Genomic DNA, 25,876 nt, shown 5'->3' with positions numbered 1-25,876 from the left:
GAAGCCACTTCTGTCGAGAGCCTGATTAAAACCAAGAACACACACCCTCTGCGCACGAAGCTGCCCGCGCAGCGGGCAGCAGTTGGTCGACTCGAAGAGGGCAGGTAGGTCCGCCCCTTCGACTTCTCCGCTAGGCTATGAACTTATGCCAACAAGGCCCCAATAGGCCTCTACGGCGCCCAAAGCATTAGTCCGTGCCCAAACGACCGCCCTAGCCCTAGGCAGCTGCTGGCTTCGCTACCGCCGACTTGACCCGCGAGCGCGGTTTCGCAGCCACTGCTTTTTTGGGCGCGGCATCCACCACCTCCCCCTTCCCAGACCCAACAGCCTCCGCCACCAGCCGCACCCCAAGCGCACCAAGTACACGGGTCATGGTCTCCATGCGCGGCTGACTATTCGGGCGAAGCGCCTTGTACAAACTCTCGCGCCCCAAACCCGCCGCCTTGGCGATCTCGGCCATGCCACGCGCACGCGCGATATCGCCAATGGCGGCGGCGAATATGGCGGCGTCGTTCGTTTCCAGTGCTTGCGTGATGTAGGCGGCAGCCGCTTCATCGCTGGTGATGTATTCCGCTGGGTCGAAGTCTTCCAGATCCAGCCCTTCAAGGTCGGACAGTTTGATGTTGTGCTCAGTCATGATGCACCTCCTGTATTGCTTCGGGTCGCTATTATTTTGTCGGTTTTGTGACGGTTTTCTTTGCGGCAGACTTCTTCAACTTCTTGGCCATCTGCCTGGCCTTGTTGATGTCGGTAGCCTGGGTGCTCTTGTTGCCTCCCACGAGCAACACGATCACGTACCCTTCAACTTCAATGAAATAGACACGCCAGCCTGGCCCTACATCAATGCGTAGTTCTCGGACGCCGCCACCAATTGCCTTCACGTCACCCAATCCGTTTTCCAGGCGAACGATGTGCTGAGCGATGATTGCCTTTGTCTTGTCGTCCTTGATATCGGACAACCAGTTGCTGAAGTGTTTGGCTTTTTGTGATCATCTTCTGAGATAACTGTATTCATTCGAATACAGATGTGCAATCAAATTTGCGTAAGCCTTATTCCCCTGCAAACCTTGTCCCTCCTCAATTCCCCCATAGTTTCCCCCATGTATCGTAAGCATCTCCCACAAAGCCATGGAGAGAGTCTCATGTCCTACACCTACAGCAAAGTCGACGACCTGGAAAAAACCACCATGGTCGGCAACCATCAATGCGTTGCGCTGGTTCGCCACTACGCGGGTGCGCCTGCCGCGTTGGCCTGGAAGCAGGGGGAAGCAGTGCTGGGAAATCGCTTGCTGCGCAAGGGTACGGCCATTGCCACATTTATCAACGGGAAGTATGCGAATCATCAACAAGGCAATCACGCCGCCCTGTATATGGGGCAGACGCTGGACGGCATCATTGTCATGGATCAGTGGACGGGCAAGCGCCTGGGCATCGTGACTTCGCGAACCTTGCGTTCCAAAGGCCAGTACAAGAATGGCCTGCATATCGATCCCAGCAACAATGCTGATGCTTTTTTTGTCATCGAATAGAGGAGCATCCATGCGACATAAACGTTTGTTGACCGGCGTCGCCTGCTGCATTTTCCCTGTGTTCACGCATGCTGCCGTGACCGCCTCATATGCCTGCCCGGAGAGCGTGCCTGCGACTTCGATCAGCCTGAACGTCGTGGCGGCTGGCTGGATGCCATATATCGGCAGCCCGCTCTACCTCAGTGCCGCAGCGCCGATCGACGGCGCGCCGGAGCGCAGGGGGCAGCTCGTGCCCAGTGCGGAGCGCAAGAAGAAAGGGCGCACGATACTCAGCTACCGTCTGGAAGGCTCCTATCCTGACGGCAAGTGGTTGCAATGCAGTTACGGCGCGCATGGTGAGGTGACACTGTCGAAGAGAATGGACGACAGTGTCAGCCTTTGTGAATTCACCTACAGGAAGGGCAGCAAGGCCGGGCAGAACGAGATCGATATCGATTGCCGTTAAGTCATTGGCATCACCGCGCACCGCCTCCCTTGGCTTCGGCCTCGATCAAGCTGAGCGCCGCACGCGACAGCAGACCGCTGCGCGTCTCGTGCCGCGCCGCCGCATAGCGGTCGATCTTGCTCAACACAAAACGCGGCAGGCTGATGTTGATGCGTTCGGGCTTGCTGTCGAGCTTTTCAAGGTCGAGGTGGACCAATGCCCAGATGCCACCCGCATGCTCAAGATTGGCTTGGAGGGCTTCGATCTTGCTTTGCGTGATTTCCACTGGCTCGCCCAGCTCCAGCAGTGTCTCGATGTGGCTGGTGATGGCTGACCGGACGTTGTTGAGCGCATCTTCCACGCTATCGCCCCACGAGTGGACGCCTTTGATGTCGGGGACGTTCACACCGTACACACTATCGGCATCTTTAAAAATGACAACGGGGATATTCATGGCTGTTCCCTCATGCACTATCTGTTGAACTCGGCAACGCGGAGGAGAAATGTTGCTCTCTGCAAGCATACGCATAATGTGTATCAGTGTGTATTCCAGGTCTGACGCTACACAACGTTCAGACGCAAAAAAGCCCGCCAAAGCGGGCTTTCTCACTCTACAACCAAACCAACAACTCAGAACTGGTTCATCGTGTTGTCTTTACCTGCCGCCTTCAGCGCCGCTTCGCCGCTGAAGTAATCCTTGTGGTCGTCGCCGATGTCCGAGCCGGACATGTTTTGATGTTTCACGCAAGCGATGCCCTGGCGGATTTCCTTGCGCTGCACGCCGGCCACGTAGCCCAGCATGCCCTGGTCGCCGAAGTATTCCTTGGCCAGGTTGTCCGTCGACAAGGCTGCCGTGTGGTAGGTCGGCAGGGTGATCAGGTGGTGGAAGATGCCGGCTTCGCGGGCCGAGTCGGCCTGGAAGGTGCGGATCTTCTCGTCGGCGGCGATCGCCAGTTCCGTCTGGTCGTATTCCACGCTCATCAGCTGGGCGCGGTCGTAGGCGGACACGTCTTTGCCTGCCGCTTTCATGCCGTCGAAGATTTGCTGGCGGAAGTTCAGGGTCCAGTTGAACGATGGGCTGTTGTTGTACACCAGCTTGGCGTTCGGGATGACCTTGCGGATTTCGCTGACCATGCCGCCGATTTGCGCGATATGCGGTTTTTCCGTTTCGATCCACAGCAGGTCGGCGCCGTTTTGCAAGGAGGTGATGCAGTCGAGCACGCAACGCTCTTCGCCGGAACCGGCGCGGAACTGGAACAGGTTGCTTGGCAGGCGTTTCGGACGCAGCAGCTTGCCTTCGCGCTTGATGATGACGTCGCCATTGCCCAGCGCGTCGGCCGACACTTCTTCGCAGTCGAGGAAGGAATTGTATTGGTCGCCCAGGTCGCCTGGTTCATTGGTGACGGCGATCTGCTTGGTCAGGCCGGCGCCCAGCGAGTCCGTGCGGGCGACGATGATGCCGTCGTCCACGCCCAGTTCCAGGAAGGCGTAGCGGATGGCGCGGATCTTGGCCAGGAAGTCTTCGTGCGGTACCGTGACTTTACCGTCCTGGTGGCCGCATTGTTTCTCGTCGGATACCTGGTTTTCGATCTGGATGCAGCAGGCGCCCGCTTCGATGAACTGTTTCGCCAGCAAATAGGTGGCTTCGGCATTGCCGAAACCGGCATCGATGTCGGCGATGATGGGCACGACGTGGGTCACGTGGCCGTCGATCTTCGCCTGGATGGCTTGCTTGGCATCGCCTTGAGCCGCGTCCAGCTGGCGGAACAGGCCGCCCAGTTCGCGGGCATCGGCCTGGCGCAGGAAGGTGTACAGTTCCTTGATCAGGGCCGAGACGGCGGTTTTTTCATGCATCGACTGGTCCGGCAGCGGGCCGAACTCGGAGCGCAGGGCGGCGACCATCCAGCCGGACAGGTAGAGGTAGCGGCGGTCGGTGCTGTTGAAGTGCTTCTTGATCGAGATCATCTTCTGTTGACCGATGAAACCATGCCAGCAGCCGAGCGACTGGGTGTACTTGGATGGATCCGCATCGTAGGCGGCCATGTCGTTGCGCATGATCTTCGCCGTGTACTTGGCGATGTCCAGGCCGGTCTTGAACTTGTTCTGGGCGCGCATGCGGGCGGCGGACTCGGGATTGATGGCGTTCCATGCGCTACCTTGTTGGTCTTTCAAACCAGCAACAGCCTTGATGTCGTCTTGATATTGGGACATGTGAATCTCCTAAAAAGAAAAGCTATGTTTGAGAAAATCGCCGAGTGCGCCACAACGTCTTGTCGAAGCAAACTGCATGACTAAATAGTAGGCCGATTCGCGCCGATCTTCAAGTCTTATATAAGACATATAACTTAAATTTAATCGTTCTTTTTCAACGACTTAATTATGATTTTTCAGGATGTGAAATGAATTTTCAAAAAGTGAGAGCATTAATGGATGAGTCTGCCGTTTGAAATCCCGCGATGTGAAACGCCTTTTCAGATTTTGGTGCAGCGCGACAAATCGGGGCGAAAGGAGCCACCCGAAGGTGGCGTAGCGGTACATTTGTTTTAATATCATGCTCCGCTTGTGAAAGGTAACGTCAGCGATGCAGATTAACGGTATGGATTTACCCGTCGAGTATATTGCTTTTGCAGCAAGATATCGGGATGCGGCAGGATTCTGCAATGTGAGGCTGAAGGAGGAGCTCGATTCTTTCGGTCGCGTCCTGCAGACGGAATTGGCGCACATCTATACGGATGCCGTCGAATTGACTGCCCGGACAGCGCAGCTTGGGGCGTATTTCGTCGGCGATGGCTGCTATGGGGAGCCTGGAAGCGGCAGTGCTGGCCCGGGAGCCATGCCGGACATCGTTGATTTTACAGAAATCATTTGTTTCGGCATGGCCGGTGACGGGAGTCCATTCTGTCTCGATTTCAGGGGCGCCCGGGGCGCACCATCCGTCATCTTGTGGGACGATGATTACTGGCGGAAGATTTCAAACTCCTTTGAAGACTTTCTATCGCTATTTTCTTGATCGCTTACCGGGGCAACTGCTGCAGCGCACGAGGCAAGCCCGTGCGCTGCCCGAGGCTAGCTAGCGTCCCACCGTCTGCCGCTGGTCCTTGATGAACAGGGCCGTCAGCATGCCCACCACGCACACGCCGATCACGTAATAGGCGGGGCCCAGCACGTTGTTCTTCAGCATCAGGGTCACGACCACGGGCGTCAGGCCGCCGAAAATCGCATACGACAAGTTGTAGGAAAACGACAGTCCCGAGAAGCGTACCTGGGCCGGAAACGCTTGCACCAGCACGTAGGGCACGGCGCCGACGACGCCGACGAACAGGCCCGTCATGGCGTACAGGGGCAGCAGCAGGTCGGGGCGGGTGCCGACGGTGGTGTAGAAGAGGTACGTGGAAATGGCCAGCAGCACGGAACCGACGAAGATCACGCGCTTGCCGCCCAGGCGGTCGGCCAGCATGCCGGCGATGATGCAGCCGAAGGCCAGGCACAGGGTCGCCACGGTATTGGCCACCAGCGTGGTGCGCGGTGCGATGTGGTGGATCTTTTGCAGCAGGGCAGGCGTCATCAGGATGACGACGACGATGCCGGCCGACAACATCCACGTCAGCAGCATCGAGACGACGACGGCGCCGCGGTGGCTGCGCAGCACGGATTTCAAGGGCATTTCCGTCGCCAGCGCCTTGCGCTGCTGCATTTCCGCAAAGACGGGCGTTTCATGCAGCCAGCGGCGCAGATACATGGCGCCGAAGCCGAAGATACCGCCCAGCAAGAACGGATAGCGCCAGGCGCCATCGGTGATTTCCGCCGGCGTGTAGACGGTGTTCAAGCCCGTCGCCACGAGCGAACCCAACAAAATACCGACAGTCAGGCCCGCCGTCAGCACGCCGCAGGCAAAGCCCGTGAAACGGCTGGGCACGTGTTCGGACACGAACACCCAGGCGCCCGGCACTTCGCCGCCCACGGCCGCGCCCTGGAAGATGCGCATCAACAGCAGCAGCAGCGGGGCGGCCAGGCCGATGGTGGCATACGTGGGCAGCAGGCCGATCAGCAAGGTCGGCACGGCCATCATCAGGATGGAGAGGGTGAACATGCGCTTGCGGCCGAGCAAGTCGCCGAAGTGGGCCATGACGATGCCGCCCAGCGGACGCACGACGTAGCCGGCGGCGAAGATGCCGAAGGTTTGCAGCAGGCGCAGCCATTCCGGCATTTCCGGCGGGAAGAACAACTGGCCGATGGCGTTGGCAAAGAAGACGAAGATGATGAAGTCGTAGAATTCCAGCGCGCCGCCCAGGGCGGCCAGCGACAGGGTCTTGTAGTCTTGCTGGGTGAGGGGACGGCTTGCGGCGTTGCTTGCGGCGGTGTCGGAGGTAGGCATGTGTCTCGTTCTTGTGTGTTATGGGAGATTGCCAGACCTAGCATACGCATTTCCGCCGCGTGAGTAAATGCGGGGGAGGGGCGAGCCGCCTCAGCTGTGCTTAATACAACGCCGCTATCATCGGCGTTGACTTCATTGCAAAGGACACAGTATGCACATCATGATCGTGGGCGCCAGCCGGGGCCTGGGACGCGCGCTGGTGGACGGTTTGCTCGCTGACGGGCACGCCGTCATCGGCGTATCGCGCCAGCAACCTGCCGACTTGCCCGCCGGCCAGGGCACGCAGCTGCAATGGATCGCGGCGGACCTGGCCGCGCCCGCCGAGGCCGTCGAACGCATCGCGCGTGCAGCGCCGGCCGCGCTGGACGCGGTGATCTACAACCTGGGCGTGTGGGAAGAAAAGGCCTTCAGCGATGACTACGCTTTTCTCGGCGATGCGGACGACGCCATCGTCGACATGGTCAATACGAATATCACGGCGACGATATTGCTGCTCAAGCGCCTGGTGCCCCGCTTGCTGGCCAGCAACAAGCCGCAGCTGATACTCACGGGGTCGACGTCCGGCCTGCGCCAGAGCGGCCGCCCGGAAGTGACGTTCAGCGCGTCGAAATTCGCCTTGAACGGCATCGCCGACGCCTTGCGCGAAGGTTTCCGCGAACAGGGGCTGGCCGTGACGGCGCTGCAACTCGGTTACCTGAATACCTACGATGGCTTGTCCGTGCCGCTGGCGGACGCTAGCGCGCGCGGCGAAGGCGAGCTGATACCCGTGCATGACGTCGTTGCCGTCGTGCGCATGCTGCTGAACCTGTCGAACGCCTCGTTCGTGCGCGAACTGGTGATGCCCGCGCTGCGCGACGAGCGTTTCTGACTCTCAGGCATCCTTGCCGTAGACCTCGGACCAGCCGAGACGCTCTTCCAGCCACTCGTCCACTTCCGAGCTATCCATGTGCATCAGAGCGGCGCCCAGCCGCAGCTTGCCCTTGGCCAGGGCCAGCACGGCGAACACGGATTCCAGCATGACGGGGTCGAGCTGGCCCTGCAAGTCGCGCGCGGCGATGGCGGGCAGTTGCGCCCAGGCATCGCGGTAGCTGTCGGCCAGCCAGTCCGGCAGAGGCGGATTGTGCAGGCGGTGGCGCTCGATTTCAATCAGGGCGATGAGCGCATAGAAATCTTCCTCGCGCGCTTGCGCGCCGCCCAGCATGGCGACGAGCTGGGGCACGGCCGCATACGAGGCGACGCCCACGTCGCCCTGGTGGTGCAGCTCTTCCCACAGCTCATGCCACACGTCTTCGCCCGCCTGCATGGCCTTGAGCGCCTCGGCCACGTCGTAAGGCATGCGGTAGCCGCCTTCCAGGGTGGGCCAGAGGGGATCGTCGAGTGATAACAGCATGGTTTTCCTTGATGGGACAGCTCGGCTGAGCAAACGCGCACTATACAAGCACCCGGCGCACGCAGAGCGCGTAGCCGTCGAACTCGCGCAAAGTCTGATAGGCGACGCCCGTGTCAAAGTCCTTGCACCAGGCTTCGTCCTCGATGTCGCCCGGCTCGCTCGACCAGTGCCAGTTTGGCCGGAACGCCTCTTTCAATGTCGCATACAGCAAGGTCTGCTCGCGTCGATCCGGCAAGCTGTGGCCGAGGCTGGCGGCCCAGTCTGACGTGGCTTGCCACGAGTCGTACTCCGGCTCGAGCTTGTCCGGCTGCAATAGCAGATGGTAGTCGGGCGCGCCATCCTTGCCGAGAATCAGGCCGGCATAGCGCTCGCCCTGCCGCAAGGGGACGGGGGCGGCCGCCGATGGCGCCAATTCGACCCGGCGCACGGCGCAGGCGCGGCCGCTGTAGGTCTTGCGAAAATTGTATTGGGTGCCGTTATCGAAATCGTGGCTCCAGGCCAGGCGGGGCAGGATGGTGTCCGCTTCCGACGACCAGTACCAGGCATCCGGGAAGGCGTCGCGCAAGTTGGCGTGCAGCAAGGCCAGTTCGCTGCGCGTGGGCAGGCAGGCGCCGCGCGCCGCGGCCCAGTCGAGCGCGGCTTGCCAGGGCAGGGCGCCGCCTTCGCCGGGCAGCAGGAACAGCTGGTAGCCGGGGGCGCCAGCGTGGCCAGGCATGATGCCTGCGTAGCGCTCGTCGGCAACGGCGCCCAGCACGCCAGGGCAATGCTCGAACCAGCCATCGTCTTCTTCCTCGGCAATAAAGGCCGCGATCAGCGCCTGAGGCGCGGGCGGCGCGCCGGCCAGCAGGGAGTTGAAGCAGTTGATGGCCGAGGCGTGGGGCGTACCGGCGCGATTGGCGATACCGACGAGAAACTCGCCCGCCCAGTCGGGCAAGGTGGCGATCAGGCGCGGCAGTTCGTGCAGCAGTGCCATGCAATACGCCGTCTCGCCGTAGCGCCAGGCGGCGCGGTTGGCTATCTGGTAGGCGCCGTAATCGTGTTCGGCTTGCACGGATTGAAAGATGGCCAGTGCGTATTGCGCGCCTTCCTTGCCCGTCAGCGCATCGAGCATGGCGCAGTAGCGCTGGAAGCGCTGCTGGGCTTCATCGGGCGGCATGGCGGTGTCGTCGTCCTGGATGATGTTGCCCACAATTAAAAGTTCGGCTTTCCAGTGTTCGAATGAGGGTGGCATGGCATGAATGAAATGATCGCGATGAGCTGCCATTATGACCTGTGCCGCCCGTGATTTTATTGATGGTGGCAGATTTCTTTTCGATCAAAATGCATCGTCCTTGTTTTCGTGTTTATTAATTCGGCTTCCTGTGGTGACTCATCGTTACAAATGAATTTTATTAGGTGGTTGTGGCGCGATATTTTTCTCTGCTTGAAATGGATAATAAGAAGGCGGCGCTGGAATTAATATATTTTTATGCCGTTCAATTCAGCGGTTGCCTATCATATTTTTTACTTATCGTGAATAATTCGGGTCGAGTGAAATATCATTAACCTGATCGGAATATCACGTGAATAGTAGAATTTTATTTTGTGCGTTGGCTTTTGCTGCCTTGTCGGCCTGTGGCGGCGGAAGTAATAACTCGGCGGACAATGGCGGCGCAGTCGTGCCACCCGTTACCCCTTCCATTCCGGTGGCGAATACGGCGCCCGTCGCGCAGGCCGGGCCCGCCCAAAGCGTGGTGGTCGGCAGCGTCGTGACCTTGGACGCGAGCACCAGCTCCGATGCGAATGGCGATGCCTTGACCTACAAATGGGTGATCAGCTCCAAACCTGCATCCAGCGCCGCTGTCCTGGATTCCTTATCTGCCGTGAAACCGACTTTTACCGCTGATGTGGAGGGCGTGTACGTGGCCACGCTGATGGTCAATGATGGCAAGATCAGCAGCGAGCTGTCGTCGGTGACGGTTGCCGCGTCGGTAGCCAATGCCCCGCCTGTCGCCAACGCGGGGCAGTCAATGACCATTGTTGCGGGTATGGGTATCATGTTGGATGGTAGCGCAAGCAGCGATGCGAATGGCGATATCCTCACCTATAAATGGAGCCTGGTATCGAAGCCTGCCGGCAGTACTGTACGGATCGTGGATGCAAACTCCGTGCGTCCGTATGTCGGCGTGGATTTGCCGGGTGCCTATGAACTGAGCCTGGTTGTCAACGATGGCAAGGTCGATAGTGCGCCGGCTTTCGTGACGACGACGGCGGTTGTCGGCAATGCCCGGCCATTGGCCAATGCGGGCGTGGCGCAGAACGTGCTCAAGGGGAACACCGTCATTCTTGATGGCAGCGCAAGTTCCGATGCGAATGGCGATGCCCTGACGTATTACTGGACCCTGACTTACCGTCCTGCGGGGAGTACTGCCACGTTGTCGTCCGCAACGCTGGTGAAACCCTCTTTTATCGCCGACAAGGCTGGCACGTACGTCGCCACGTTGCGTGTGTGGGACGCAACGACATCGAGCGATTCAATGAGCGTCACGATTACGGCGACGTCCACGAATGCCGCTCCGGTGGCGAATGCCGGGGTGGATCAGCGTGTGCTGGCAGGTGCGTATGGTGTGATCCTCGATGGCAGGGGCAGTTCGGATGCGGACGGCGACAATCTCAGCTATAAATGGACGTTCATCTCCGTGCCTGCAAATAGCATGCTGCAACCGTTTCCCGGCGAATTGTACCGCAGCCAGGCAGTCAGCAGATTTTGGGCGAATGTGCCGGGAACCTATGTCGTCAGCCTTGTCGTCAATGACGGTACGGTCGACAGTGCACCATCAACCGCCACCATTATTGCCACTGCAAGCTCGACCAATGCGGAGCCGATGGCCAATGCGGGCATAGATCAGGTTGTCGCACCAGGAACGACCGTGCGTTTGACGGGACTTGGCAGTACGGATGCGGACCGCGATGTGTTGACATACCGCTGGCAGTTGAAGAGCAAGCCTGCTGGCAGTGCGGCCGTGCTGTCATCGCTGACTGACGCGCAGCCGACATTTGTCGCAGATATGGCCGGTGATTATGTCGCGACATTAATCGTCAACGATGGCTCGGTGAATAGTGGCGAAGATAATGTCACGGTAACGGCGACGCCGAATCTGCTCAATTTATACCAGGTGCAGGACAATGGGGCCGGTCCGGTCGAGACGAAGGCCGGCTTGCCTTACCTCGCCAATGCGACGGTACAGAAGTCGTGCTCGGGATCGTGCGCGGCCAACTTTACGGTCGATACCTTCAAGGTGGCCGCCGCCGGGACGAGCTTCATGATTACCAATGTGACGGCCGTCGACAGTACCGGCAAGGTCGTTCCGGCCATCGTCGGTCTGGTGTCGGGCCAGGTCATTCCTGCCGGCAGCAGCGCCACCTTCTCGCTGGTGTCGCCCAAGACGAATGGCGCAACGGCTAAACTGAGCTACAAGTTCTTTGTGGCGGAAACGGGCCAGTCTTTCGTTTATAACGCCGACTTCACGTCAAACTAAGTGATGTAACTCAGTGATGTAACTAAATGATGTAACTCAGTGATGTAATATGGCGAACGCCGGGCTTCGGTTCCGCGTTCGCCAGCCCCACTTGCCCACTTGCCCCATGCTCACCTGGACTTCCCCTCCACAACTCGTCGCCCTGGCCGGCTTTTATGCGCAGGCGCAAGCCCATCCGGGTGCCATCGGCGACGCGGCCTTTCTCGACGCCGTCAAAGCCGCCCACTGGCCCACCAACTGCTGGAGTTACGTGGAAGCATCGTTCGCCATCATCGCGCCCGCCTGCCTGCTGCGTCCGCATCTGACCGCCGAGCTGATCGCCTTGCCGATCGACGCCATGATCGCGGGCGGCCTGGACGATGCGGGGCAAGTCATCGCCATCGGCCTGGCCTGCGCCACGCGCGATGCGCCGTATGTGGCGGTGAGTGCAGAGGGCAAGCGCTGGCTGACGCAGGTGTGGCCGGGACTGGAAGAGCTGGTCGAGACCGTGTTTCAGGCCAGGCTGCAGGAGGCGCTGGCGGAAGATGAGGACTAGGCAAGCCTGCCCTTGACTTGGAAAGCCCGTTTACGTTAGGGTATACGTAACTACTTACATATATCCCGCCCAACATGTCTTCCAACTTGCAAACCTACGGCTCCCTGATGCTGGCCAGCCGCCTGCGCCGTCTTTCCGATCAACTGTATGCGGGCGTCGATACCAGCTATCTGGCCGCTGGCGTCGAGCTGACGTCGCGTTGTTTCCCCCTGTTATTGCTGCTGCGCGACAACGGCCCGACGGCGATCACGGCCCTGGCCGCGCAGATCGGGCAGACGCACCCGGTGGTGGTGCAGCTGGGGCGCAAGCTGCTCGATGCCGGCGTGGTGGCGGAGATGCCGGACGCCAAGGATGAGCGGCGCCGGCTGCTGGCGCTGTCCGACGCCGGGCAAGCGTTGCTGCGCAACATGGCACCCCTGTGGGACGACGTGCGTGCGGCCGTCGATACGGTGTTCGAGCAGGGGACGCCGCAGCTGATGGCCAGCCTGGACCGGGCCGAAGCGCGCCTGCAGGCGCAAGGTTTCGGCGAAACGATCGCCGCCTGCCGGCGTCAGCGCGAGCGGGCCGCCGTCGAGATCATCGATTACGCCGCCCAATACGCGGCAGACTTCAAGCGGCTGAATATCGCCTGGCTGGAGCGGTATTTCTATGTCGAGGCGCTGGACGACAAGGTGCTGTCCGACCCGCAACGCTCGATTCTCGACGCTGGCGGGCAGATCTTCCTCGCGCGCCTCGATGGCCGCATCGTCGGCACCTGCGCCCTGATCCGCGCCGGCGACGCCAGCATCGAGCTGTCGAAGATGGCCGTCACCCCCGAGTGCCAGGGCCTGGGCATCGCGCGTCGCCTGATCGAGCGGGCTTTCGACGCCTTCGAGGCCAGCGGCGCGCAATTGCTGTTCCTGGAATCGAACAGCAAGCTGGCGCCAGCCATCCGCCTGTATGAAAGCAGCGGTTTTACGCACGTGGCGCGGCCCGCCGGCGACGCCCATTACCAGCGCGCCGACGTCTACATGGAGTGGCAGGGCCGCTAGCGCACGCGAGGGCGCCACGCGGCGCTCCCCATCGGCCGTCTCCCGCGTTACAATACGCGCATCCATAACGGAACTTAGGTTCCACTATTCCGAGACGCCGACGCCGCATGCCTTCCTTCCCGATGCCCTTTCCGCAGTTGATCGTTCCACCCGAGCCCACCCAGGCGCGCAGCAAGCTGGCCTTCGAGCGCTTGCTGCTGGTAGGGGAACAGTTGCTGGCGGAAAACCGTTTCGATGAAATCGGCGTGGCCGACCTGGCAAAACTGGCGGAAACCTCGGTGGGCACGTTTTACCGTTTATTGGGCGACAAGGACACCTTGAGCCGCTTGCTGCTGCAGCGCTTTTTTTCCGACATGGTGGAAAAGGTCGAAACCCTGACGGAGCTGCGCCAGTGGGAAGGGCGCAGCCTGGAAGACTTCATCCGCGCCATGGTGGCCATGTTCGTGGCCGTCAACATGGGCCGGCGCGGCGTGCTGCGCGCCCTGATCACGCGCTGCTCGCAGGATGCGCAGTTCCGCGACAAGGTGCACCAGATCAACCATCTGATCTCGCAGCGCACGGTCGCCGTGCTGGCCAGCAAGTCGGCCAGCATCCGCCATCCGAATCCCACGCAGGCGATGATGGTGGTGCCGCCCGTGCTGCTGGGCATCCTGAACCAGCACGTGTTGTCGGGTTCGCTGTCCTTCCTGTCGGCGGCCGCGCTGGAAGACGAGCTGGTACGTGTTGCTTTAAATTACCTGACTTGAGATATTTACCGATTTAACTTGAAATCGGAATTCGGATTCCGTATTATGTTTTCCAACAGCAGGAAAATATATTCCTGCACCTGAACACAAAGCATGTTCAACAGCAAGGAGACAGAATGCGGCGTCACACGACATCCGATGTTCCATTGCATTATCTCGACCTCGGTCCCGGCACACAGGCAGGGCAGGGCGATCCCGTGTTTTTGTTGCACGGCCTCGGTTCCTGCGCCGAAGACTGGCGCCCGCAAATCGACGCCCTCGGCAGCAGCCATCGCCTGATCGTGCCCGACCTGCGCGGCCATGGCGCCAGTCCCGCGCCCAACGGCGACTGGCAGATCGGCGACTTCGCCAACGACCTCTTCAACCTGATGGACCAGCTCGACGTGGCGCGCGCGCACATCGTCGGCTTTTCGCTGGGCGGCATGGTGGGCCTGGAAATGGCCAACCGCGCCCCCGGCCGGGTCGCCAGTTTGTGCCTGATCAATTCCCAGCCGTTCCAGGGCAGCAAACCGGCCGCGCTGCTGTTTGCCTACTGGCTGCGCCGCACGGTGATCGCCACCTTCGGCTTGAAAGCCATGGGCAAGATCATCGGCAAGAAACTGTTTCCCGACCCTGAACAGCAAGCCCTCGTCGAGCGCTTTGCCACGCAGATGGCGGGCATGGACAAGCGCGCCTACCTGGCCGCGCTGGACGCCATTTTCCACTGGGATATCGACATCCATTTCCAGGCCCTGGCCATGCCCGTCCTGATCATGGCGGCGGACCAGGATTACACGCCCGTCGCCAGCAAGCGGGCCTTTGCCGCACAGTTTCAGCAGTGCGAGATCGAGATCATCGCGAACTCGCGCCACGCCACGCCCCTGGACCAGGCGCAGCGTGTGAATACCTTGTTGCAGTCCTTCCTTACCATAAATTCAAAATAAACAGGCCACTCGCCGCACGGGCCGCGGGCCGGAACACAGTCATCGCAGGGAAGGTGCACGCTTTTTGCGCGCGGGTACCGTTACGTCTTGCGATTCTGGAATCCGGCCGTTTTCCCTGGCGGTAAGCAAGCCTGACATTGGAGACGCTATGAAACTTGCTTTGAAATTGATGCCCGCCGCCCTCGCCGTTGCCGGCGCGTTTGCCACCCAGGCCCAGGCGCAGGAAGCCAACCCGGCAACTGCCGTCAGCGCCCAGGAAGCCAGCGATGCGAAGGAACGCATGGAAACCGTGACGGTCTCCGCCCGCCGCCGCGAAGAGCGCCTGCAGGACGTGCCGCTCGCCGTCACGGCGTTCTCCGCCAAGGCCCTGGAACGGGCGAATATCCAGAACCTGGCCGACTTGCAGGAGCGCGTGCCGAACCTGACCGTGTACGCTTCGCGCGGCACGAACACCACCCTGACGGCGTTCATCCGCGGCGTCGGCCAGGCCGACCCCGTCTGGGGCGTGGACCCGGGCGTGGGCATTTATTTCGACGACGTCTACATGGCCCGTCCGCAAGGCGCGCTGCTCGACGTGTTCGACGTGCAGCGCATCGAAGTGTTGCGCGGCCCGCAAGGCACCCTGTACGGCAAGAACACCATCGGCGGCGCCATCAAGTACATCTCGCGCCCATTGGCGAAGGAAAACGGCGCCTCGGCGGAAGTGGGCATCGGCAACTACAACCAGCGCAACTTCAAGGCCGCCTTCAATGTGGCCAATGAAAACGGCACGTGGCGCGCGCGCCTGGCGGCCGCCAAGCTGGACCGTGACGGTTTCGGCCGCAACACGTTTAACGGCGAACAGGTCAGCGACCAGGACAGCACGGCCGCGCGCCTGTCCGTCGGTTACTTCCCGCAGGACATCCCTTTGACCGTCGTGCTGAGCCTGGACGCCACGGACGACAAATCGGGCGTGCGCGGTTTCCAGCGCATGGGCGTGAGCGCTTTCGATCCGCTCAGGCGGCCACCGAGCACCAGCGCCTACGATATCCAGAGCGGCATGCGGGGCAACAACTTCACGCACAACCGGGGCGGTTCGCTGGTGGCCAACTACACGCTGTCGAACGACTGGTCCGTGAAAGTGATCGGTGCCAAGCGGCGCAGCACGTCCGAGCAAACCATCGACTTCGACGGCTTGCCGCAACCCATCGCCGACGTGTTCGGCGACTCGCGCGACGAGCAGAAAAGCCTGGAATTGCAGGCGTCCTACAGCGGCGACTATGGCGCCGGTGTGATCGGCCTGTACCGCTTCGAAGGCACGGCCGGCGGCGGCATCTACAACAATTTCCTGGGACGCCAGTTCCAGGCCGCCGTCAGCACGGTGGAGACGGACAGCACGGCGCTGTACACGGACTGGACCTGGCCCGTGGGCAAGGCGTGGAGCATCAATGCGGGCTTGCGCCACACGCGCGAGGAAAAGCGCGCCATCGTGCTCAACCGTGCTTTTGCCGACGTGGGCTTTACGCGCCCGATCCAGACGGCGGCCGATTTCGACAAATCTTTGTCGGTCAGCAATACCTCGCCGAAACTGTCCGTGCGCTATGAAGCGTCGAAGACGACGAATTTCTACAGCAACTTGTCGCGCGGCTTCAAGTCGGGCGGCTACAACGTGCGCGCCAACAACCTGGTGGTACCCGATTCCGCGCGCCCGTACAAGGATGAAAAACTCGATGCGCTGGAAGTGGGCATGAAGTACGCGGCGCCGGACGATACCTTCGACGCCAACGTCGCCCTGTTCTACAACCGCTACAAGGATATCCAGTTGTCCGTCTTCACCAGCTACGTGCAGCCGGGCGGCTTGCCCGGTTTCTATGGCGACTTCACGAATGCGGGCAAGGCGACAGTCAAAGGCGCGGAGTTCGAATTTTCATGGCGGCCGAACCGCCAGTGGGAAGTCAACGGTTTCCTCGCGCTGCTGAACGCCAGCTATGACGAGTTCATGAGCGGCGGCAAGAACATTGCGGATACGCAAAAGTTCAGCAATACGCCGCGCCGGCAAGTGGGCCTGAACCTGACGCGCACGGACCGCGACGTGTTTGGCGGCGCCCTGCGCAGCATGGTCGGCTATGGCTACCGCAGCAAGGTGTATCCGACCACGGACTTGAGCGAAGTGCTGGCGCAGGGCGGCTACAGCATGTGGACGGCTGGCGTCGTATGGGAAGCGCCGAAGAACTGGACCTTCAGTTTGCACGGCAGCAACCTGGGCAATAAACGCTACCGCACGGACGGCTACAACATTCCTGCGCTGTTCATCCTCGACGGTTTCTATGGCCCGCCGCGCCAGATCATCGCCAAGGCAGGCTACAAATTTTAAGCGCTTGTAGAAGTGCCGGCTTGATATGCATCAAGCCGGTTTGTTGTCGCTGTTTTCGTCCTTAATAATAATCAGGAGACTGGCATGGCACATCTGAATCAGCAACTGCGTCACTTATTATCTGCACTCATCGCCGCCTGCGGCTTGCTGGCCGCGCTGCCGGCCGCAGCCGGCCAGTGGGACTTCGGCCTGTACGCGAGCCTGTGGGGTTCGCGCGAATACCAGGTCTGGCTACCGAGCAACTACAATCCGAATACGCCGCTGCCCGTCGTGCTGATGCTGCACGGCTGCGGCTCCGAGCCCAACAGCATGGCCGCCGTCAGCCGCTACAACCAGCTGGCCGACAGCGAAAACTTCATCGTCGTCTATCCGCGCCAGAACGTCACGGCCAACCCGATGCGCTGCTGGAATTTCATGTTGCCGCTGAACCAGGAGCGGGGCACGGGCGAACCGGCCGTGCTGATGGGCATCTTGAACAAGGTCAAGAGCAAGTATGCGGTGCAGGACAGCCGCGTGTATGTGACGGGCATCTCGGCCGGCGGCGCCATGGCGTCCATCATGGCCGCCTGCTACTCGGACGTGTTCGCCGCCGTGATGGTGCATTCGGGCGGCATGTACAAGGGCGCCACGGGCATGGTCACGGCCGCCGATTCCCTGTTCAACGGCAGCTCCTTCGACCCGAAAGTGCGCGGCAAGGATGCCTGGCGCTGCTCGGGGTCGCCGCGCCGATTGATGCCGACGATGGTGTTCCACGGCACTTCCGACATCGTCGTCAACCCGATCAATGGCGAGCAAACCATCGAGCAATTCCTGCAAACGAGCGATTACGGCGACGATGGCCTCGACAATGACAGCGTGCGCTACCGTGCCGACAGCATCGTGCGCCAGACGGTGCCGTATGGCCGCAGCTATTCCATCGACACGTATTTGCACAACGGCGCCGTCATCGCGCAAAAGTACACGGTCGAGGGCATGAACCACGCGTGGAGCGGCGGCCCTCCCGGCTGGCCATTCAGCGACGAGCTGGGCCCGGACGCCACCGTGATCAGCTGGAATTTCTTCAAGAATTACCAGCGCTGATGGCGTAGGGAAATTTCCATCTTGTAGAATGGGGCGCCGCGATTGCGCCCCATTTTATGCCTGTGAAAAATCCCATGCCCGCTTGCCGCCTGCTGTCCTGCCTTGCCGTCGCCTTGCTGTCCGCCTGTGCCAGTGGCGGCCCGCCCGCGCCATCGGCCGCCGAGGCGCAAGCGTTCGAGCGTGCCGCCCAGCAAGACAGCATGCGCAGCGAATGCGACTGGAACGTGCGCTACGCCCCCGTCGCGCCCAGGGACGCCAGCGTGGCGCAGTTGCAGGCGATCGCCACTGCGCGCCTGGCGGCCTTGCAACTGGCGCCCGCCTGGACCTTGTCCATGCCCGGCAGCGCGGCGCACGCCTTTACGGAGTCGGAGCAAGACCGTGCCGGGCTGCAATTGCTGCTCAGCATCGTTTTGCCGGCCATGGAGCGCTATCCGGCAGGCGTCTTCGCGCGCACGGGCTTGCGCCACGTCGTCCTGGTCAAGGATTTGAGCGTGGACGGCCAGCGCCGCCTGGCCATGCCGGCGCCGGAAATCGACAGTGTCGTCTACGCCGACAACCTTCTGGCCGCGATGTGTCCGTCCGGCATGGAGCTGCGCGTGCACCACGAGTACTACCACTTCATCGAATACCGGCTGTTCAACGATTTCTATTACCGCGACCCAGCCTGGCTGGCCCTGAACCCGCCCGGCACAGCCTACGGCCAGGGCGGCGCCACGGCCTATGGCAAGGGCTTCCAGAACCTGGGCCACCCGCAGCCGGGCCTCGTCAGCCTGTACGCCGCCTACGGCCCCGAGGAAGACAAGGCGGAAGTGTTCGGCTGGATGATGACGCCCGCGTATGCGTTGCGGCTGGAGCAATGGAGCCTGGCGGATGCGGCGCTGGCGGCCAAGCGGCAAAGCTTGACGGAAGTAGTGGGAACCTTGGCGGATTCTTACTAAATATCAAGTATTTCCTTGCAATCTCATGGCATTGTCGGTTCTCCAGCTTGATTAAGAGCATATCCCAGTAGGGAGCGTCTTCTGCTGGCAGCACATCAGGAGCGCGGACAAGGCGTGAGGAGGACGCGTGGCGAGCCACGCAACGACGATCAACGCAGTCCCCGCTTCTGAGGCGCGCCAGCGGGAGATGTATTCATCTACTGGGATAGGCTCTAAATGCAAGTGCGAATGAGGAGAACTCCATGGACGGTGACGAGTCGATATCTGGTGCCCAGCGTCCCTTGCGCCTGCGCCTGGGTGTCTCGCCCAAGGTGCCCGCCGGCGTGCTGATACCACAGCGTATCGCCGGCAGCGAGGCGATCTGTGGCGGTATCGAGTACCGTGTGCTGTGTGTTTCGACGCATGCCGACTTGCCGCTCAGTAGTTTGATTGCCTTGCCCGCCGCCATCGATCTCGTGACGGATCAGGGCAGGCTGCGCAGTATCTGCGGCCTCGTCACGCAAGCCAGTGCCGGCGACAGCGACGGTGGGCTGGCCAGCTACCAGTTGGTGCTGACGGATGCCTTCGCCATCATGGAGAAGCGCTGCAATACGCGCGTCTTCCGGCGCCTGACGGATATCGAGATCGTCAAGACCCTGCTCGACGAGTGGATACGCAGCAATACCGTGCTGGCGCACGCCTTCCAGTATGCATTTGCCGATTTCTTCGAGGCGCAAATGTATCCGCAGCGTGAATTTGTCATGCAGCACAATGAATCCGATGCAGCCTTCGTGCGCCGCTTGCTCAAGCGTAGCGGCGTCGCCTGGTTTTTTCGTGCGGTGGGCAATACGGATACGCATGCCGAGCCGGCGCATACCCTGGTGCTATTCAACCATGCCGATGGCTTGCGGAAAAACATGGCGGATACCGTGCGCTATCACGCGGACCGCGCGACGGAACAGCGCGACACCCTGACGTCGTGGAGCGAAGTGCGCAAGCTGCAGGCGGGCAAGGTGACGCGCCATAGCTGGAATGAAGAACACCCGCGCGCGCGGCCGTTCATGACTGCCGATGCCTTGGGGCGTGGACAGCAGGGCATGCATGGCAATGCCGTTGCCGCCACGCTTGATGATTACCGCGTACTGCCGCCGCGCGCGGGCATCGATCATGAGGCCTTGTGCCAGCTGGGCATGCTGGCCATGCAGCAGCACGATTACGAGAGCCATTGCTTTCACGCCGAAGGCAGTGTGCGCGACCTGTGCCCGGGCGAATACTTCAGCCTGGCCGAGCACCCGGACATTGACGCCTTGCCGGTGGCCGAGCGTGATTTTGTCGTTACATCGCTGCAGGTGGCAGCGCAAAATAACTTACCCCGAGAGCTTGCCGCCAGGGTAGCACGCCTGTTTGCGCGCAACCGCTGGCTGGCCGATGACATAGCGCTGTCGCAGCGCGAACTGGCGGCGGTGGTGGATGATGGCCCCTTGCGCATGCATATTGCACTGACTGCTGTGCGGCGCGGCGTGCCCATCGTCCCATCCTATGACACGCGCATCGACCTGCCGCCAGTCACCATGCATAGCGCCGTGGTGGTGGGACCGGCGAATGAGGAAGTCCATTGCGACGCGATGGGCCGGGTCAAGGTTCGCTTTCCCGCCACGCGCAAGCTGGACCACGAGCATGCGGGCGGCACGGGCGCCTCCGACACGGATGCCGATTCGGCCTGGATACGCGTCGCGTCGAACTGGGCGGGGAACGGACCTGGCAGCATGCAGCAATGCGGCTACCTGGGCTTGCCCCGCGTGGGCAGCGAAGTCCTGCTGGCCTTTCTCGGCGGCGATCCGGACCGGCCTATCGTCGTCGGCCAGCTATACAACCACAACGCGCAGCCGATCGCCCTGAGCAAGGCAGGCGACTTGCCCGGTAACCGTTACTTGTCCGGCATCAAAAGCCGCGAAATCAAGGGCACGCGTGGCAACCAGCTGCGCTTCGATGATGTCCATGGGCAAATCAATGCCCAGCTTGCCAGCGATCATGGTTCCACCCAGCTCAACCTGGGCTGGCTGACGCAGGATAGGCGCAACGGCCAGGGCACGGCGCGCGGCGAGGGTGCCGAGTTGCGTACCGACGAGCAAATGGCTATGCGGGCGGGCAAGGGCATGCTGATTTCGGCCTGGAAGCGCCTGAATGGCGATGGCAGCCATATGGCACGCAGCGAATATCTGGGCCTGATGGAAAACTGCCTGGAATTGTTTCGCTCGCTGGGCAGCTATGCGGTGGCGCATCAGGCACTGGAACAGGAAGACCAGGCGCAGCAGGCATTGCAGCAAAGTTTAAAAAGTTGGGAAGGCGGCAGCAATACGGAGCCCCGTGCCGAACTGGGCGGTGCGGCGGCGATTGCCGTCACGGCGCCCGCCGGCATCAGCTTTGCCAGTTCGAAGGCCATCGTCAGCTACGCCGCCAGCAATATCGATACGGTGGCGCAGCAGCATCTGCAAGCGGTCGCGGGCCAGCGCTATAGCGTGAATGCGGGCAAGGGCATATCGCTGTTTTCCCATGCGGACGGCATCCGCGCCATCGCGCACCATGGCAAGTTCCTGCTGCAAAGCCAGCATGACGACATGGAACTGAATGCGGGGAAAAACCTGAAACTGACGGCCAGCGACGGCAAGCTGACTGGCATGGCCGATGAAATCGTGTTGATCTCCAAGCACGGCGCCTTTATCCGCATCGCCGATGGCATCACCTTCGGCAGCAAGTCGCCGCTGAATTTCAATGCACCCAACTTCGTTTTCAATGATCCGCAGAGCATGGCGGTGCAATTGCCAAACTTTGCCGAGGGCAAGACCGACCAGCAATTCATTTTTCAATACGAGGGCGACGACAGTCCCGTCGATGGCGTGCCGCAAGAACCGCAGCTGGCGCCGCAGGCGCACTTTGCAGTGAAGCTGGGCGATGGTTCAGCGACGGATGGCCGCAGCGATGGGAGCGGCAAGACGGACGTGCTGGAGCGCACGGCGATGCATCTGGCCGCCATCGAAGTGTTCAACAACAAGGATTGATGACGCCAGGAGAGTGCGATGGGCAGTTATCCGACAGTGCCGTATGTCGTGGGCGACGATGTGGCGATCCTGCATTGCGAACGCAGCGTGTGCAAGAAGGTCAAGATACGCCGCAATCTGCCGGGCAATATCATCGTCATTCATGGCGTCAACGATGTGGGCGTCAGCTACAAGGCGGTGGAAGATGGCTTGTGCGAAGGACTGACGCAAAGGCTGGGTCGCGGCTTTACGGCCGCGTCTTACCGCATGCCTGTGGCGGCGGACAAGGACAGGCTGGAAGACGATCCCGACGCCGTCTTTTTCAAGCGCACCATCGACAAGAATACTAACAGTCCCGTGATTCCATTTTACTGGGGCTACCGTGAAGTGAAGGACAAAATTGATGTCGTCAATGGACAGTTTGTTGATCGCTACGGTAACCGCCTGGACAAGGATTTATCCAAGGAAGGCGGGCCGTTCGGCAACGCCACCAGCAGCTTGCCCGACATGTGGCGCCCGGGCATGTATGCACCTGCGGATCCCATGGGCGATGCTTTGCGGCCACTGAGGACGGCGCCCGGGCGTATGTACATGGTGCTGGCGGCGCAGCGCCTGGCCGCACTCATTTCCATGATCCGCGATTATGACGCGGAAGACACTGTCAGCATCGTTGCTCACAGCCAGGGTTGCCTGCTGTCGCTGCTGGCGCAAGCCATGCTGATGGAAAAGGGGCTGGCGCCGGCCGATAATCTGATACTCACGCATCCGCCGTACAGCCTGGTGGACAGCCTGCCTCTGTTGATGCGAGGTGCCGCCTGGTTCGATGGCGGCGAGGATGCGGCAATGAAGCCCTACTACCATTTGCTCAGTGGTGCGCAGACCTTGGGCGCGCGCCTGAAGACCTTGGTGAATATAGTTACCGGCGTGGCGAAGGGCAACGGCCAGGCATGCAAGCCGCCGTTTTCCGACCTGAAAAAGGACGAACATCGTGGCATGGTCGGCAGCCGCTGGCAGAGTGCCGACGACCGCGACAATCGCCGCAAAGTCTATCTGTATTTTTGCCCTGAAGATATGACCGTGGCGCTGGATAACATCCAGGGCATAGGATGGGATGGCGTGCCCGATTATGCGTCGGGAAGTGAATTGATGGAAGAAGAGGAGACATCCAGTCTTGATGGGTACAGTATTTCTTCCGGACATACCAAGATGGTGGAACACAAGCAGGTACGCGGCGCGCTGGCGGAACTGGGGGGCAGATTTTATCAGCGCGTATTCAGCGAGAAGACCAGGCTGGATCCGGCCACTGGCAAGACCACGGTTTCATTGGTGGGCAAGCCGCCGCCTTTTGATTTTCCGTTGCGCCTGCCGACGGAAACGGAGCAGTCGCACGTGGAGGTTTCGCTGCGAAAACACCGTGCACAACATCAGGCGGTGGCCTGGCCTGTCAATGCCCGGTTGGGAAAGATGGAGCAGCGCAATGGCATACGCACCATTACGGGCGAAGCATTGAAGCAGCCGGTGGCCGCCGATTTACGCGGCATGTCGCAAATCGATCCTGCGAGTATCCCGGCAACGTCCATGATGAGAAACCGTCCTGTTGCCGATCAGGGACCCACGGAGGAGGTTGATCCTTGCGATGCTACGGTCGCACTGACGAGCGGGACTGGCATGCAGTTACGTAGCGAATATCGTCCTGATCCGGGAGGCTATCAAAAGTTTCCCGAGCGGCTAGAACACCTTAATCCACGAGAGTTGGCATTGATGACGGCAAGCTACAACAAAGAACAGGGACTGCACGTGAAAGACAAGCTTGATCAACGTGAAATCGTGTCCGCGCTACGCTACCCTGACAGCAACGTCGTGGCGAAAATTCAGGAAAGTCCGAACGAGGCGCGCTTGCGCTGGCAGCGCGAGGTCAGTGCCAAATCTTTCCACAGTTCCATTATCGGTAGCGCGAAGAATCATCGCCAAGTGACGGCGTATGACGTGGCCATTGGCAGTGGCAAGGCGTCGTCGGATCCGCAGTTTTATGCGTATCTGTGTGCGGTGGCGGATTGGCGGGTGAAGAACCTGAAGAGCAACGAAAAAGGGCGTAAGGGAATACGGATAAAAGATAAATTCATATTGGAGTTTGCTCCCTATTTATCCGTAGAACCTGGATGGAGAAGTGCTGCGATCAATGGCAGCATTGACTATTACAACACTGGGATCTTGCCTGTAGGATTGCCCTTGCTATCAGGGCCGTTGTGGAAAATTGTAGTGTCACAAACAAAAAACATAAAAATAGTGAGTGAAAAAAGCAAAATAAAAGAATTGTCGAAGCCCCGTCGGTAGCAACTTGCCTGGGCCGAATATTGTCTCGCCGGAATTGCAGACCAAAAGGTGATAGCTATGATGACGCTTCGTTGGTTGGGAATATCATTAGTTGTTGTAATTTTATTTTTTGGTTTTTTATGGCTCAATGCCTTATCGAAGAGTCAGGCGCGTGAAATTGCATCCCAGTTGCAGGCGCAACAGCCAACGAAACCTGTGGAATCTGGGCAAGAATACGTGCTGGAAGTGATCGGATTCGGTGTGACGGTGGACAAATACCGTCAGGGAAAATTGTGGGAAACTTTGCAAAAAGGAAGTGCTTATACCAGCATACGCGAACAAGACCCCAAGAAATACCCATGGACGGGTGATGACAAGGATGGGGAGGGCGGCAGTAGGGCCTACGATGCGCTGGAAAATGGCATCAATTTCACTCCGATGAACTGGGGCTTGCCATCCTTCTATGCAGGTACTCCCATCCTCGACCCGGCCGCACAACCGAGCTTGATAGAGCCGATGGCGGGACTCGTGGCTGGCGCTGGTACGGGGGGCATGCCCTTGCATCTATTTTCCGTGGCTTCATGGAAGTTGGATGAACATCCCGATCAATTGTTGATTGATGTTTTTGATTTTTTCGATAAGCATCCTGACGTACCCTACGTCGCCTTACACTCGGAGGACAGCGTTGGTACGCGGGATGGCAACCGGAAGCCAGGTACTGCAAGGAAATTGGCAAACGGATATTTCATTCCAGATATGCCCGATGCCACGGCAGTATTTATCCTTGCGCGCCGAGAGCGAATAGAACCGTTGCGCCCTTTTGTATGGGATGACCCAGCGAATAAATTCGTTAGGGAACAACTCCGTGCCATGTACAACGAACTGATGCAATCGCTTCCCTCACGCGAGAAACAGAAACGACCTGACGCCTTCAGCGAGCGTCAACCCACCGTCGCCGAATGGCTCGCCGCCGCCGCCGCCTTCGCTCAGCGGCCCGATATCCGCGGCGTGGGCTTGCATACCTTCGATAAACTCAACCCATGGGAAAATCGTCCGCCGCGCGACTGGAAGCCGACGCCGTGGTTCCCCATTCCATGGAACCGGGAACAGATGGAAACCTTCGACCGCTTGCCCTCGTTCGGTTTCGTGCACCGGCCCGTATTCGTCAAATTTACGGATGAGGAAGGCAAGCCCGTCACGCGGCGTGATGCGCGCCAGAAGATATTCAATGCGGGCTGGCAGCAGGCACTGCAGACCTTGCCGGAAGCGGAGCGCGGCAAGGGGCCGGCGCGCGTCGTGGCCGGTACGGGCAAGCAGCCGGAACAGTTGCTGATGCTGGAAGGCATGTTGCATGACTACGCGGCACAGGGCGGCCCGGAAATCGACAGCGGCAAGAGCGCGCAGTTCATCAATACCGATCATCGCCTGGGCAATACCGGTGCGGCCACCTGGTTCATGCAGATGGCCATCGGCGTGATGGGCAGCTATCGCGACGGTGGCGCCAGTGCGGCGATCAATCTGCGTGACAATAACGAGGCGAGCATTATCTTCATCACGCCGCCATCGGACGCAACCCGCAAGAAACAGGATGCCGGCGGCGATATCTTCCGCAGCCGTATCACGCCAGCCGTCGACCCCGCAAACTACGCGGCGCCATCGGTGGAAGCCATCCTGGAAAACCAGGCGGGACAATGATTCTGGAGG

21 protein-coding genes and 1 pseudogene are annotated in these 25,876 nt (G+C 60.4%); 15 read left to right on the top strand and 7 right to left on the bottom strand.

The window, feature by feature from the left end:
• Positions 1-217: 217 nt before the first annotated feature.
• Together CLU94_RS08105 and CLU94_RS08100 are read right to left on the bottom strand one after the other, a co-directional pair.
• The gene (locus tag CLU94_RS08105; RefSeq protein ID WP_099665273.1) at positions 218-637 is read right to left on the bottom strand and encodes an addiction module antidote protein; all 420 of its coding nucleotides are present in this window, start codon (positions 635-637) and stop codon (positions 218-220) included.
• 31 nt (positions 638-668) lie between these two features.
• Positions 669-974 (bottom strand): annotated as a pseudogene (locus CLU94_RS08100) (type II toxin-antitoxin system RelE/ParE family toxin); the annotation flags it as partial.
• Positions 975-1,142: 168 nt separating this feature from the next.
• On the opposite strand from CLU94_RS08100, the gene CLU94_RS08095 reads away from it, so the two are divergent.
• Positions 1,143-1,529: a BPSL0067 family protein gene (locus CLU94_RS08095; RefSeq protein WP_099665271.1), complete on the top strand. Its 387-nt coding sequence runs from the start codon at positions 1,143-1,145 to the stop codon at positions 1,527-1,529.
• A 10-nt stretch (positions 1,530-1,539) separates the two neighbouring features.
• Positions 1,540-1,974, top strand: a complete 435-nt coding sequence (locus CLU94_RS08090; protein WP_143451380.1) for an STY0301 family protein — start codon at positions 1,540-1,542, stop codon at positions 1,972-1,974.
• Between the two features lie 10 nt (positions 1,975-1,984).
• Here the strand turns inward: CLU94_RS08090 and CLU94_RS08085 are convergent, their stop codons facing one another.
• Together CLU94_RS08085 and CLU94_RS08080 are read right to left on the bottom strand one after the other, a co-directional pair.
• Positions 1,985-2,407, bottom strand: coding sequence for a type II toxin-antitoxin system HicB family antitoxin (locus CLU94_RS08085; protein WP_099665269.1), 423 nt, complete (start codon positions 2,405-2,407; stop codon positions 1,985-1,987).
• 176 nt (positions 2,408-2,583) lie between these two features.
• The gene (locus CLU94_RS08080; RefSeq protein WP_034784508.1) at positions 2,584-4,164 is read right to left on the bottom strand and encodes an isocitrate lyase; all 1,581 of its coding nucleotides are present in this window, start codon (positions 4,162-4,164) and stop codon (positions 2,584-2,586) included.
• Between the two features lie 385 nt (positions 4,165-4,549).
• On the opposite strand from CLU94_RS08080, the gene CLU94_RS08075 reads away from it, so the two are divergent.
• A complete protein-coding gene (locus CLU94_RS08075; protein WP_180278616.1) occupies positions 4,550-4,963 on the top strand; it encodes an SMI1/KNR4 family protein in 414 nt (137 codons plus the stop codon).
• Positions 4,964-5,023: 60 nt separating this feature from the next.
• Here CLU94_RS08075 and CLU94_RS08070 read toward each other — a convergent pair whose 3' ends face one another.
• Entirely contained in the window at positions 5,024-6,328 is a 1,305-nt protein-coding gene (locus CLU94_RS08070) for an MFS transporter (protein WP_099665267.1), read from the bottom strand.
• A gap of 151 nt (positions 6,329-6,479) precedes the next feature.
• Here CLU94_RS08070 and CLU94_RS08065 point away from each other — a divergent pair, with 151 nt between their 5' ends.
• The gene (locus tag CLU94_RS08065; RefSeq protein ID WP_099665266.1) at positions 6,480-7,196 is read left to right on the top strand and encodes an SDR family NAD(P)-dependent oxidoreductase; all 717 of its coding nucleotides are present in this window, start codon (positions 6,480-6,482) and stop codon (positions 7,194-7,196) included.
• Positions 7,197-7,199: 3 nt separating this feature from the next.
• On the opposite strand, the gene CLU94_RS08060 is transcribed toward CLU94_RS08065, so the two are convergent.
• Positions 7,200-7,718: a hypothetical protein gene (locus CLU94_RS08060; protein WP_099665265.1), complete on the bottom strand. Its 519-nt coding sequence runs from the start codon at positions 7,716-7,718 to the stop codon at positions 7,200-7,202.
• A 40-nt stretch (positions 7,719-7,758) separates the two neighbouring features.
• Positions 7,759-8,949: a DUF1566 domain-containing protein gene (locus CLU94_RS08055; RefSeq protein WP_143451379.1), complete on the bottom strand. Its 1,191-nt coding sequence runs from the start codon at positions 8,947-8,949 to the stop codon at positions 7,759-7,761.
• A gap of 331 nt (positions 8,950-9,280) precedes the next feature.
• On the opposite strand from CLU94_RS08055, the gene CLU94_RS08050 reads away from it, so the two are divergent.
• The 11 genes from CLU94_RS08050 (at position 9,281) to CLU94_RS08000 (ending at position 25,867) form a co-directional block, all read left to right on the top strand.
• Positions 9,281-11,236 carry a PKD domain-containing protein gene (locus tag CLU94_RS08050; protein ID WP_143451378.1) on the top strand — a complete coding sequence of 652 codons (1,956 nt, stop codon included), beginning with the start codon at positions 9,281-9,283 and terminating at the stop codon, positions 11,234-11,236.
• A 106-nt stretch (positions 11,237-11,342) separates the two neighbouring features.
• A complete protein-coding gene (locus tag CLU94_RS08045; RefSeq protein WP_099665262.1) occupies positions 11,343-11,771 on the top strand; it encodes a hypothetical protein in 429 nt (142 codons plus the stop codon).
• Between the two features lie 74 nt (positions 11,772-11,845).
• Positions 11,846-12,802 (top strand): bifunctional helix-turn-helix transcriptional regulator/GNAT family N-acetyltransferase, encoded by a 957-nt coding sequence (locus tag CLU94_RS08040; protein WP_099665261.1) that lies wholly within the window; start codon positions 11,846-11,848, stop codon positions 12,800-12,802.
• Between the two features lie 107 nt (positions 12,803-12,909).
• The gene (locus tag CLU94_RS08035) at positions 12,910-13,548 is read left to right on the top strand and encodes a TetR/AcrR family transcriptional regulator (RefSeq protein WP_218965280.1); all 639 of its coding nucleotides are present in this window, start codon (positions 12,910-12,912) and stop codon (positions 13,546-13,548) included.
• 116 nt (positions 13,549-13,664) lie between these two features.
• Entirely contained in the window at positions 13,665-14,471 is an 807-nt protein-coding gene (locus CLU94_RS08030) for an alpha/beta fold hydrolase (protein ID WP_099665259.1), read from the top strand.
• Positions 14,472-14,619: 148 nt separating this feature from the next.
• Positions 14,620-16,824, top strand: a complete 2,205-nt coding sequence (locus CLU94_RS08025) for a TonB-dependent receptor (protein WP_099665258.1) — start codon at positions 14,620-14,622, stop codon at positions 16,822-16,824.
• A gap of 84 nt (positions 16,825-16,908) precedes the next feature.
• Positions 16,909-17,904, top strand: a complete 996-nt coding sequence (locus tag CLU94_RS08020; RefSeq protein ID WP_099665257.1) for an extracellular catalytic domain type 1 short-chain-length polyhydroxyalkanoate depolymerase — start codon at positions 16,909-16,911, stop codon at positions 17,902-17,904.
• 74 nt (positions 17,905-17,978) lie between these two features.
• Positions 17,979-18,842, top strand: a complete 864-nt coding sequence (locus CLU94_RS08015; RefSeq protein WP_099668207.1) for a hypothetical protein — start codon at positions 17,979-17,981, stop codon at positions 18,840-18,842.
• Between the two features lie 242 nt (positions 18,843-19,084).
• A complete protein-coding gene (locus tag CLU94_RS08010) occupies positions 19,085-21,880 on the top strand; it encodes a type VI secretion system Vgr family protein (protein WP_099665256.1) in 2,796 nt (931 codons plus the stop codon).
• A gap of 18 nt (positions 21,881-21,898) precedes the next feature.
• Complete coding sequence (locus tag CLU94_RS08005) at positions 21,899-24,193, top strand: T6SS effector phospholipase Tle3 domain-containing protein (RefSeq protein WP_099665255.1); 2,295 nt, start codon at positions 21,899-21,901, stop codon at positions 24,191-24,193.
• Between the two features lie 57 nt (positions 24,194-24,250).
• Positions 24,251-25,867, top strand: a complete 1,617-nt coding sequence (locus CLU94_RS08000) for a type VI lipase adapter Tla3 domain-containing protein (RefSeq protein WP_099665254.1) — start codon at positions 24,251-24,253, stop codon at positions 25,865-25,867.
• Positions 25,868-25,876: the final 9 nt, after the last annotated feature.

It is taken from the genome of Janthinobacterium sp. 13, from assembly GCF_002749695.1.
GTDB lineage: Bacteria > Pseudomonadota > Gammaproteobacteria > Burkholderiales > Burkholderiaceae_D > Janthinobacterium > Janthinobacterium kumbetense.
The sequence above is the reverse complement of the archived record's forward strand: the minus strand, read 5'-3'. Positions and strand labels throughout refer to the sequence as shown.